We start from the raw sequence: 10,838 nt of genomic DNA, 5'->3' as shown, positions 1-10,838 counted from the left end.
TGGTCTCCTTGTGCACGTCCAGCCCGATATGGGTAAGCTGTTGCATGGCCGGTCCCTCCGTGTGTCGGCACCGCGGGCGTGTTCCCGCGGATGATCCACGTTATACGCGGATTCGGGCCGGCCATCTCATGGTGACTAGCCGGACGTCCCGTCCGGACTCGCGACGAGTCGCGAGCGGAGCCATTCTGCGAGCTGCTCCTCGGTCAGTGACCCTGCGGCCAGATCCAGCATGAAGGTGACGACCTCGGCCTCGGGCGCCTCGACGTCGAACCCGTTCAGTCCCGCGAACACCGCCATCACTATGAAGGCCACGCGCTTGTTGCCGTCGTTGAACGGGTGGTTGCGCGCGATCCCGAACCCGTAGGCCGCAGCCAGCGTGCCGATGTCGCTTCCCGCTTCGTATGAGTGCCTCTGGCGCGGTCGGGCCAGCGCGGATTCCAGCGCGTCCTCGTCGCGGAACCCAGGCATGCCTCCGTGGGTGGCCAGTAGGTCGAAATGTACCGCGTCGGCGACGAGCCGACTGACCCAGCGCGGCTCGCGCGCTTTCGGTGCCACGGGCTACTTCGCCAGTTCTCGCAAGGCGTTGCGGTATGTGCCCGCCACCTTGGACGCGATGGCGAGCGCCTCTTCGGTCTCGGGGTCGTAGGGCGTGAGCAGGATGCCGCGATCGGTCTCGACGGCGAGCACCGTGTCGCCTGCGGCGAGGTGGAGCCGCTCGGCCATGTCCTTGGGCAGCGTAGCGGCGATGGATCCGCCGGCACGGCGCAGCTTCAGTCCGCGGGTCATGTATCCTCCAACTGATGGAACGGTCGGGCATCTCGAGTGTAGCACAGAAGTGCTACCGTGACGCTCCGCTAACCACGGCATCGAGCCGACTTCGCACTTCATCGGCTACCATGACAGTCGTTGGGCGCGGCTCATGCCGTAGCACGTTCGCTAGGCTCGCATACGAGTTGAACGCGACTAGGAGCCTGTCGGGAAATCCCGGTCCGCTTCATGCTTTGCAGGATCATCGTACTACGCGGCGAGGAGACCGCGTCCGTGCAAGCAATCCGGCGAACAAGCGCTTCGACCTGACAAGATTCGGCCAGAGAGCTACGCTCTCCCAAAGACGAGGCGGGCCTCATCTTGCAGGTCAAGCGCACAGACGTTCGGTAGGATCGCACGGAGTGCCGCACCCGCGCCGGGGGGCGTGGGGCAGGTCTAGTTGGGGGGAGAGGCCATGTCGGCTGCCAAGTTGCGCGAGTTCCATCCTTTCCGTTCTGCCGAAGCCCGCGTTCGATACCTGGCCCGCTATGATGCGCAGGCGGAGTCATGGCCGGTCGCTTCGGAGACGAGGATGGTCGGCACGGACCACGGTCAGACGCTCGTGCGGATCAGCGGGCCGGACGAAGGGCCGCCGCTGGTCCTGCTGCCCGGTGCGTGGGCCCATTCGCTGATGTGGCCCCCGGCCCTGATCAGGGTGCTCTCCGAGCGCTATCGCACGTACGCAATGGACAACATCGTCGACTTCGGACGCAGCGTGAGTTCCCGGTCCATCAAGCGCACTGCGGACTTCATGGAATGGCTGGACGGGCTGTTCGACGCGCTCGACCTCGCCGAACGTAACAACCTGATGGGTTTGTCGCGTGGAGGCTGACTCGCTGCCGAGTACACGCTCCATGCGCCGCACCGCCTCGGGAAGGTTGTATGGCTATCGCCCGGCGGCGTGGTCCTCATCCGCTCCCTGGGGGCCATCAGCGGCATGCCTCTCTCCATGTCGACAACGATGGCGCCATCACAGCGCACGGTTCGCGCACTCATGCGGTGGCTCATGCCCGACTTCGCGCAGTCGGACAGCGATGCGTTCGAGCAGTATGTCGACGACTCCGTGCTGGGTCTTCAGTGCTTCGACACTTCCGAAGTCGGCCGCATCATGGGGCCGCGAAAGTTCGACGACTCCGAACTCCGTGGCATCAAGGTGCCGGTCCTGTACTTCGCCGGCGAGGACGAGAGGATGTACTCGGTCCAGGCCGCCGTATCGCGACTCAAGGCCGTGGCGCCCCAGATCGAGACCGTGGTGTTCCCCGGCGCTGGTCATGGGCTCGTGGCCGTGCACCCGGAAGAGGTTGGGCGGCAGGTGGTGCGGTTCCTGGACGCGTAGCTGAGACTCACCGAACCAGCGCATCCAGCTGACGCGCAAGAGCGCTAGACTTGCCGCAGGGCATCGGCGTGCAGCTGATGCGCATCACGTTGACTAGGATTGCGCCTTGGATGATTCATCGCGCGTGAGGTTTCGTCCGTTCGAGGCAGCTGACCTCGCGCCTGTGCAGCAGGTGATCCACCGCACCATCGATTCCTGCTACTCGGGCGTCTATCCGCCTCGAGCCGTCCGGTTCTTCCGGGAGTTCCATTCTCTCGACAGGATTCTGGAACGGCACGCTGCGGGCAACATTCTCGTCGCCGAGGAGGATGGGGTTGTGATGGCGACGGGTGCCATCGTCGAAGAGGAGATCACCGGGGTCTTCGTTCATCCGGAGTTCCAGAATCGCGGCATTGGTGGGCAGGTGATGGACCGGCTAGAGGACATCGCTCGGGCGGGCGGGCATCCATCGACGCGGTTGAGCGTCTCGTTGCCATCCAGAGACTTCTACGAGAACCGCGGCTACAAGGTATTCGAGAGCCGCTCAATCGATGTCGGCGAAGGAGAGCGCCTCGACTACTGGGCAGCAGAGAAGTCCCTGGGCCAAGGCAAGTCCTAGCCCGTGCATCGACACCGAATCGTCGCGGGTCATGCGCACGCACGTTGGCACCATCGCCGGCTACATCCCGAGAGGTATCGCAGCGACAAGGGGGCCCTGGCGGTCCTCGATGACGACCTTGTGCACATCGAGTCCGATGTGTGTAAGCTCATTCACGGTCGGTTCCCTCCGCGGATCGGGCCGGCCATCTCACAGTGACCAGACAAGCACGGGAGGAGTCTGTACGTGGAAATCGGGCGAGTCCAGGTGTCCGACCTAGATGCCATCGGGAGGCTCCACGCGCACTTCTGGGGCGAGGTCTCCAACACCGATGTGATGGCAGAGACCCTCAGTCGTCTCGACAGCGACCCCGACCACGTCTTGTTGTCTGCTCGGATCGACGGCGAGTGCGTCGGTACCGCGACTGGCGTGATCTGTCACGGCCTCTATGGGGGCTCCGACTCGTACCTCGTGATCGAGGACCTCGTCGTCGATCCGCGCCATCGTCGCAGCGGGGTGGCCTCGGCTCTCCTCGGCGAACTCGAGCGCTTCGCGCGTGGCTGTTCCTGCAAGCAGATGATCGCGCTGACAGAGGCGTGTCGCGACGATGCGGTGGGCCTGTACGAGTCAGCGGGTTTCGCTGGACGGTGGAAGGGGTTCAAGAAGAGGCTGTGAGATGGTGTATGGCAAGCGTCCAGCTGATGGGGCAAGGTGTAGGCTACGAAATGAGGCGCTCGGCCCGCAGCTGAAGCGCTGGGCGTTTGACGAGACGCGGAGTGTCCCGATTCGAGCGGGGCAGGCGAATGGGCTCTTCGCGCGGACATGTGAGGTTGCGATGAAGATCGGACTCGTCGGCTTCGCCGGCTCGGGCAAGACCACGGTTTTCAACACGATGACGGGACTCGACGTGCCGATCGGCTACGGCGGCGAGATGCGGCTCGGAACCGTACGCGTACCCGACGAGCGCATCGACCGGCTCTCCGGGATCTTCAACCCGAAGAAGACGACCTACGCCGAGATGACCTTCTGTGATGTGCCCGGCGAGCACGGGGCGGAACGCAAGGGCCTGTCGACACGGGCACTTGCGACGATTCGCGAGCAGGAGGCGCTCGCGCTCGTGCTGCGCGACTTCGAGAACCCGGCGGTCGAGGGCAACGCCGATCCCCTCCGAGACCTGAATGCCTTCTCCGACGAATGCATCCTGGCCGATCTCGAGATCGTCGAGGGGCTGCTGACGCGAGCTCGAAAGGAGAACCTGCCGCCGGCCGACCGTGATCGTTTCGAGCGGATGCGGGGCGTTCTGGAGGATGCGCGACCGCTGCGCACACTGTCGGCCGACGAACTCGATCGCGACACCCTAAGGGGCTATCAGCTCCTGACTGACCGCCCGCTGCTGGTCGTCGTGAACCGCGACGAGGACCGGGCCGCAGACCCGGTGCCCACCGACATGGCAGCCCATATCGGCGAACTCGGCGCTGCGGGCCTGGCGCTCTCGGCGAGCGTAGAGGCGGAGATCGCCGCGCTCGATACGGACGATCAAGCAGCATTCCTTCAGGACCTGAGCCTCAACGAGTCGGCGCTCGCGCGCTTCATACGAACCGCCTACGGGCTTCTCGACCTCATCAGCTTCTTCACCGTGGGCGAGGACGAGGTGCGCGCGTGGACGATCGCCCACGGTACGCCTGCCCGCAAGGCCGCCGGAAAGATCCATTCCGACCTCGAGCGCGGCTTCATCCGCGCCGAGGTCATGCCGTACGAGGTCTTCGTCGAGCGCGGAAGCGAGCAGGCTATGAAGGAAGCGGGTCTGTTCCAGATAGAGGGCAAGGAGTACGTGGTCGCCGACGGCGACATCATGCACGTTCGCTTCAACGTCTAGACGGGTGGAGCCTGGACGGCTTCTAGCGGCAACCCACCACTGATGCGCCAAGCGTTCGGCAGGACCCTCCGTTTGGCCGGCTTCTGCGTCTGAGCGCAGAACGTGCTATACTTCCAACAGGCGAGCCATAGGGGCTCGTGGGATCGCGACGTGACACACCGCTTTCTGGCGGCTGTCACGTCGTTTTGTTTTGCCCCGTTGGGGCAAGAAGGTAGGTTAGTATGTCTGAAGGTAAGGTCAAGTGGTTCAACGCTGACAAGGGTTATGGCTTCATCGAGCGCGAGGGTGGCGACGACCTGTTCGTCCACTTCTCCGAGATCCAGACCGAGGGCTTCAAGTCCCTCGACGAGGGTCAGGCCGTCTCCTTCACGGAAGCCACCGGCCAGAACGGCAAGCAGCAGGCCACGGCAGTGACCGCTCTCTAGGGCGCGCACAACTGAGCTTGTGAACCGGGCGACCCTTCGGGGTCACCCGGTTCTTTCTTTTCCACCCCTCTTGCTGTCGTCGATCCCCCTCTGTCTTCGTTTCGGCGTCGGCGAACTCGCGGCGGTCTGTGGGACCGCAACGGACAATCGCTCCAGCAGGTGGTCGTGTGGATACCGGGACACGACCGACAGGCAGGTGCCACCCCACCGGCACAGGTTGTCGCGCAACACCTGCGGGAGCACGGCTACAAGATCACTCGCGCGCATGGCCGGCGTTGCACCCATGACACGTCCGGCCTCACGGTTGGCAAGACACGCGCACATGGCGGCGTCGACCGCAGGAAACCCTGCCGCAAGGAACCCGCATGCAAGCCCGGTCACCGTGTCACCCGTCCCGCCGATCGCCTCGAGCTCCGGCACGCATGGTTCGTCCACCACGCCGACGACCTCGCCGTCGAGCACGACATGGTCACGCACTCCTTTGATGAGCAGAACGCGCGAAGACCCGCCAGTCTCATGAGCCCGGCGAGCGAGCGCAACCGGGTCGAAGTCCGTCGTGCCGAACAGGTACTGCGAGACATACGCCGGGTGTGAGACGTCCGGGTCGGCGAGGAAACCGACTTCCCCGACATCGGGCGTCATGAGTTCGAACCGCGAGGCAACGCCGGCGGCCTTGGCCGCGTACATGCCGCCCGCGTCCGCCACAAGCGTCGCCGACGGCGCCACTTCGGCCAGTTCCGCAACGGCACCGCGCATGAGCGCCATGATCGGCTGCAGGTAGTGGAACGCGATGACGCTGGGCTTGATCCGCGCTGCAACCTCCGGAAGGAGCCTGTACACCTCACGCGTCCCGTCGCCCCGCCCGATGTCCCCTGCAACGAGAGCGTAGGGTGCAGGGGTCCCCAGGTGCGACGCCACCTGTCCGGCAGCGCCCAGCATTGCAGAGGTACCCTGGGCGCTCGGAATGCACTCGCCGCCGACCGAGACAGCGCCATCGGACTCCACGGTGATCAGACCCTCAAGCAGTGGACCGGCCGAGACCGGATAGGTAGCGACGACGAGCAGAGTCATCGCTCGCCTCCCTCTAGCAACGCCCGCGCCTCGACGTACGCCCTGTCGAGCATCAGGCCGCACAGCGTGTAGCCCAGCTCCTTCGGTCTGGGTGCATCGTCCAGCGAGACCCCCACGAGCTCGAGATTCAGATACGGGATGTCGGGACAACCTCCGCCGCTCGTGTTGACGATGACACCGCTCGCCTTCTCGACGACGATCTTCATGTTGCCGGCACGCACCATGAGCCACTCGCCGAAGTCGACGGTCGTGACAACATCCGAGACGGCCATCGTGCCCTCGGCGTCATCGACCCAGGCGCGCACCACGACGTTCGCGTCCTCCAGCGCCCGCATCGCGCCTACCTGCTCGACTCGCGGCACGGTGACCGCGAGGTCGCACCCTGCGCGAAGGTGCTGCGGTGGGGCGACTAGCGTGACGTAGTAGGCCGCCTCCTTGAGCACGCGCTCCGCTGCAAGCGCCTCGTTGACGTCATCGAAGAGGAACAGCCCGGGCAAGTCACCGTCCCCCGGGCCCTCCATCTTCTCGGCGCGGCGGAACAGCTTCACGCGCGCGACCCCCGGATGCGGTACTCCCCGGCCGACTCCTCGACACTGACCTCGTAGCCGGAGTCCGCGAGAAGGGCCATGACGTTGGCCTTGGCCGTTCCGGAGTCCGCATGCACGAGTATCTCGGACGGGTCGTCCTCCAGCGCCTTCTTGGTATGCATGATCGGCATGGGGCACGAAAGTCCCCGCACGTCGAGCTCGTTCATCGTCCGAACCTCCCCTATGCGACGCGGGTGCGCCTCAGTAGCGCCACCGCGACGAGAATCGCTGCCATCATGCCCAGCGCGGGCCACGCCAGAGGTGCAAGCCCTTTGCCCGAGGACGCAAGTCCCGCCCAGTGGGCGAAGCCGGCACCCACGAACATGCCGACCACTGCGGCAACACCGTCAACATCACCCTCCGAGCCCATGATGACCTGGCGGAACGGGCAGCCCCCCAGCAACACGGCCGCGAAAGCAGCGACGGCCATTGAGGCGAAGTTGCCCAGAGCGTCCGTATGCGCAATGGGCTGGTTCGCGAAGCCAAGACTGTACTGACCGAACATCAGATTCACGACCGTGGCGCCCAGAAGCAGCCCCGCAACGCCGAAGAGCAGATCATAGCGCCGCACGAGGATCGCATCACGGATGCCGCCGATCGAGCAGAAGCGGCTACGCTGCGCGACAACACCGATAGCCAGACCGGCCACAAGCGATATCCACAGCGGTGCCCGTTTGCCACCCGGCTGCGGCTTCGCCCTCCCGACAGACTCGGCGTTCGCCACCACCGTACCGTCGGCCGCAACAATCGACCCGTCGGCGGAAACCGCAGCGCCTTCGGGCTTCAGGACCTGCGCCACCTCGCCGTCGTGCTTCAGGAAGACCGCGGGCGGCTTGTCGCCGGTGGCAAAGGCGCCTTCCTTGGTCTGTGTGGCGAACTCGGGTATCTGACCGTACGTACCCAACAGTGCAAAGGCCAGAAGGGCCACCGCAAGGACCGGTAGAATCCAGCCCAGCGGTTTGGCAAGGTTCTTCGCCCGGCCGAGGTTGAAACCGCGCTTCAGGAATGCGATTCCGGCCACCACCCCCGCCGCGATGCCAAGGATGCCCCAGAGTGCGTTCAGGTCCCCCCCGCCGAGACGCAGCCATGCGCGGACGGTGCACCCCAGGAAGACGAGCGCCGCAAGCATGAAGATGAAGCCAAGCACGAAGCGCAGTACGGGCGCGCTTCCGCCGCGCGGTCGAAACTCCCTCGTTGCCACAGCCGCACCCGTCGCACCAAGGATGATACCGATAATCTCCGGCCGGATGTAGGCGACGGCACCCTGACCCGTGATGCTGCCCACGAAGAAGCCCATGATGTCCCGCAGGAAGCACGCGATGCACAGGCCCATGTTTCCCGGATTGCCCTGGCTCACCAGCCACGCCGCAGCAGCTCCGATGAACAGGCCTGCCCCGCCCAAGATCCAGGCCGTGGGACCTACGATTCGGCTCTTGGCCACAAAGCACCCCCCTACTCAACGCCAACTATAACCTGCGTTTATGGTGCCCATTCGCGTGTCGAATGTCAACCGCACCGCCCGGCGCTCTCCTTGGCTCGTTTGCGGCGCCGCAGTGCGAATCCTGTCGAGGCGGAGTCGTTCGGCGTATTCTGGGCTGAAGGAGCGCGTCCGGCCGGCAGACCAGGCAGGTGCCCCTACTCGCCGACGGTCCGCCGCACGTCAGAACGACGAGGGTCGCCGGTGGAATCGCTGGAGGAACGCATACGTCGTGTCACCGCCGAGGCGATCGATATCGTCCCGTACGATACCGAGTGGCCGACGCTCTTCGAGCGCGAGAAGCAGCACCTGCTGTCCTGCCTGCCCGAGGAGTTCATCGTGCGCGTCGAGCACTTCGGCAGCACTGCGGTTCCGGGCCTGGCCGCGAAACCGATCGTGGACATGCTGGTGGAAGTCACCGACCTCGCGGCTATCCGCAAGCAGGTCGTCCCCATCCTCGTGTCGCAGGGCTACGAGTACTTCTGGCGCCCCACGGAGGGCGACGACGGGCCGCCATGGTACGCGTGGTTCATCAAGCGCGACCGCTCGACCGGCGTGCGCACGCATCACATCCACATGGTCGAAGCGGAGTTCGCCCGGCACTGGGACCGTTTGCTGTTCCGTGACTACCTCATCGAACACCCCGACACCGCGAGGGAATACGAGGCGCTCAAGCTCCGCCTGGCCAAGGAGTGCTCGACCGACAGGGTCCGATACACCTGCGAGAAGACCGCGTTCATCGCTGCGGTGACGCAGCAGGCAAGACGGCACCACGACAGGCCCTGATTCCTCTTCGCACCGGAAGTGCGACAATAGACGCCATCACCCGGCGACTTGGAGTCAAGATGCTCGACATACCCCGCTGCATGAGCACTCAGCACCCGGACAACGCCACCCTGCCCTTCTTCGCCACATCGTCCGTTCTGGCAGGCGAGGACGAGATCCGTGAAGCGTTCTACGCGTACTCGCACCTTTGTTGCGACGAACAGATGTGGGACGTCGAGGGCAAGGAGATCGACACCTACGTCGTCAAGAAGCTGCTGTCGTTTTACGAGGAGTACTTCCGCAAGAATGTCCTTGGCGAGGATCTTCGGCTGACGCTGCGGGTACCCAACCCAACAGTCGAGAGGACCGAAGCCAAGGTACTTCTCGAGACTCTCGAGAGCATCCCCCGCTCCTACGACGCCGCGCGGCTGTTCTACGGGCGCGATGTCGCACCGATATTCGAGGTCATCTTGCCGATGACGACCTCGGCGCGGTGCATCGATCGCATCTATCACTACTACACCGACTACATCATCGAACGCCAGCACAACCACTTCCGCGACGACGACATCTCGATCGCGGAGTGGATCGGCGAGTTCGCCCCGTCGACCATCCAGGTGATCCCGCTCTTCGAAGACGTGCCCTCGATGCTGAATGCCGCGAACATCGTGGAAGAGTACCTCGCGGACAAACCCGTCACCGACCAGCGGGTGTTCCTGGCGCGCTCTGACACGGCCATGAACTATGGCCTGGTATCGGCCGCACTCTCCAACAAGATCGCGCTCGCGGGACTTGACGAACTCTCGGTCCGCTCTGGCGTGAGGCTGCACCCGATCCTCGGGATGGGGTCTGCGCCGTTCAGGGGCGGCCTGGCACCGGCGACCGCAGAGAGAGTCGGCAACGAGTACCCGAGCGTCGTGACGTTCACCATCCAGTCCGCCTTCAAGTTCGATCACCCGATCGACCAGGTTCGAGCGGCGTGCAACCACCTCAGAGCCCGCACCATCGGTCGTGCGGTGCCGGTGGACACGCAGCGAGCCCTCTCGGTGATCGAGCGTCACAGCGAGGCCTACCGTCAGCGCGTGACAGAGCTGGCTCCCCAGATCAATCGCATGGCCAAGTACGTGCCCCCTCGCCGCGCCCGCAAGCTGCACATCGGCCTGTTCGGCTACGCGCGGGAAATGGGCGGGGTGACCCTTCCGCGGGCGATCTCGTTCACCTGCTCGCTGTACAACCTCGGTCTGCCGCCGGAGCTCATCGCCTTCGATTCGCTCACCGACAGTGACCTCGCCTTCGTGCACGAGACATACCCGTCCTTCGAAGCCAAGATCGGCGAGGCCTTGTGCTTCACGGACTTCGACAGCCCGCTCATGACCGACTCTCTGCGCACCTCGCTGAACCGGGCAGGCTTCAGCTACACCCCGAACACGGAACACCTCGATGTCGTCCGCCGCATACGCGATGCGCTGGACCGGGGCGAGACCTCACACCTGAGTGACCTCGTGTCGCGGGCGGCACTCATCCGGCGGTTCCTCGGCTAGTCGGCTCCGAGAAGTAGGCACGGTGAAGGGGGTGACGAGATCACTCCCCCGGCACCCCACCCGTTGCCTCACGTAAGAATGTCGTCGAACGTCACCTTCGTTGCCTCATCATAGATGTCGTCGAACTCGGGTGCCTGCACCTCCCTTCTTCTGATCGATTCTTTCAGTGAGACGAGCTCGTAGAGCCGCTTTTGCAGCCTGACTATCTCTCGCTTGAGCTTTACCGGGTTGAGCTTGTCGTAGCGTCGGGTAAGCCTGCGCTTGGCCGCTTCGGTGACGTGTTCGGAGGCCAGCACGCGAGCGTACGGCGTCTTGGGCTCGTCGTAGCGCTTGGTGACCTTCGCCCCGTCACGTGTCTTCGAGATCAGCTTGGCAC

General features: G+C 64.6%; 15 protein-coding genes. 8 read left to right on the top strand and 7 right to left on the bottom strand.

Annotated elements, in window-relative coordinates; all coding sequences use genetic code 11:
• Positions 1-135: 135 nt before the first annotated feature.
• Positions 136-555 (bottom strand): type II toxin-antitoxin system death-on-curing family toxin, encoded by a 420-nt coding sequence (locus Q8K99_12805; GenBank protein ID MDP2183435.1) that lies wholly within the window; start codon positions 553-555, stop codon positions 136-138.
• A gap of 3 nt (positions 556-558) precedes the next feature.
• Positions 559-786 carry an AbrB/MazE/SpoVT family DNA-binding domain-containing protein gene (locus tag Q8K99_12800; protein MDP2183434.1) on the bottom strand — a complete coding sequence of 76 codons (228 nt, stop codon included), beginning with the start codon at positions 784-786 and terminating at the stop codon, positions 559-561.
• Between the two features lie 436 nt (positions 787-1,222).
• Here Q8K99_12800 and Q8K99_12795 point away from each other — a divergent pair, with 436 nt between their 5' ends.
• From Q8K99_12795 to Q8K99_12770, 6 genes are all read left to right on the top strand, one after another.
• Positions 1,223-1,639, top strand: a complete 417-nt coding sequence (locus tag Q8K99_12795) for an alpha/beta hydrolase (GenBank protein ID MDP2183433.1) — start codon at positions 1,223-1,225, stop codon at positions 1,637-1,639.
• 105 nt (positions 1,640-1,744) lie between these two features.
• Positions 1,745-2,143: an alpha/beta hydrolase gene (locus Q8K99_12790; protein MDP2183432.1), complete on the top strand. Its 399-nt coding sequence runs from the start codon at positions 1,745-1,747 to the stop codon at positions 2,141-2,143.
• Between the two features lie 124 nt (positions 2,144-2,267).
• Complete coding sequence (locus Q8K99_12785; protein MDP2183431.1) at positions 2,268-2,741, top strand: GNAT family N-acetyltransferase; 474 nt, start codon at positions 2,268-2,270, stop codon at positions 2,739-2,741.
• 225 nt (positions 2,742-2,966) lie between these two features.
• Positions 2,967-3,395: a GNAT family N-acetyltransferase gene (locus Q8K99_12780; protein MDP2183430.1), complete on the top strand. Its 429-nt coding sequence runs from the start codon at positions 2,967-2,969 to the stop codon at positions 3,393-3,395.
• 160 nt (positions 3,396-3,555) lie between these two features.
• Positions 3,556-4,596: a DUF933 domain-containing protein gene (locus Q8K99_12775; protein MDP2183429.1), complete on the top strand. Its 1,041-nt coding sequence runs from the start codon at positions 3,556-3,558 to the stop codon at positions 4,594-4,596.
• A 221-nt stretch (positions 4,597-4,817) separates the two neighbouring features.
• Positions 4,818-5,021 (top strand): cold shock domain-containing protein, encoded by a 204-nt coding sequence (locus Q8K99_12770; GenBank protein ID MDP2183428.1) that lies wholly within the window; start codon positions 4,818-4,820, stop codon positions 5,019-5,021.
• Positions 5,022-5,063: 42 nt separating this feature from the next.
• Here the strand turns inward: Q8K99_12770 and Q8K99_12765 are convergent, their stop codons facing one another.
• From Q8K99_12765 to yedE, 4 genes are read right to left on the bottom strand one after another with little or no spacing between them, the layout of a single operon-like run.
• Complete coding sequence (locus Q8K99_12765; GenBank protein ID MDP2183427.1) at positions 5,064-6,092, bottom strand: NAD(P)H-hydrate dehydratase; 1,029 nt, start codon at positions 6,090-6,092, stop codon at positions 5,064-5,066.
• On the bottom strand, positions 6,089-6,640 hold the full coding sequence (locus Q8K99_12760; protein ID MDP2183426.1) for a DUF3343 domain-containing protein: 552 nt from the start codon (positions 6,638-6,640) through the stop codon (positions 6,089-6,091). Before Q8K99_12760 ends, Q8K99_12765 begins: the two co-directional genes overlap by 4 nt.
• Complete coding sequence (locus Q8K99_12755) at positions 6,637-6,846, bottom strand: sulfurtransferase TusA family protein (protein ID MDP2183425.1); 210 nt, start codon at positions 6,844-6,846, stop codon at positions 6,637-6,639. Before Q8K99_12755 ends, Q8K99_12760 begins: the two co-directional genes overlap by 4 nt.
• Positions 6,847-6,860: 14 nt before the next feature.
• Positions 6,861-8,120: a YedE family putative selenium transporter gene (gene yedE, locus Q8K99_12750; protein MDP2183424.1), complete on the bottom strand. Its 1,260-nt coding sequence runs from the start codon at positions 8,118-8,120 to the stop codon at positions 6,861-6,863.
• A gap of 240 nt (positions 8,121-8,360) precedes the next feature.
• Between yedE and Q8K99_12745 the strand changes: the two genes are divergently transcribed.
• Together Q8K99_12745 and ppcA are read left to right on the top strand one after the other, a co-directional pair.
• The gene (locus tag Q8K99_12745; protein ID MDP2183423.1) at positions 8,361-8,942 is read left to right on the top strand and encodes a GrpB family protein; all 582 of its coding nucleotides are present in this window, start codon (positions 8,361-8,363) and stop codon (positions 8,940-8,942) included.
• A 59-nt stretch (positions 8,943-9,001) separates the two neighbouring features.
• The gene (ppcA, locus tag Q8K99_12740; GenBank protein ID MDP2183422.1) at positions 9,002-10,462 is read left to right on the top strand and encodes a phosphoenolpyruvate carboxylase; all 1,461 of its coding nucleotides are present in this window, start codon (positions 9,002-9,004) and stop codon (positions 10,460-10,462) included.
• A gap of 68 nt (positions 10,463-10,530) precedes the next feature.
• Here ppcA and Q8K99_12735 read toward each other — a convergent pair.
• The coding region (locus tag Q8K99_12735) for an integrase (GenBank protein MDP2183421.1) at positions 10,531-10,838 on the bottom strand (308 nt) is incomplete at its 5' end.

It is taken from the genome of Actinomycetota bacterium (assembly GCA_030682655.1).
Taxonomy (GTDB): domain Bacteria; phylum Actinomycetota; class Coriobacteriia; order Anaerosomatales; family JAUXNU01; genus JAUXNU01.
This window is presented reverse-complemented; position numbering and strand designations above follow the sequence as displayed.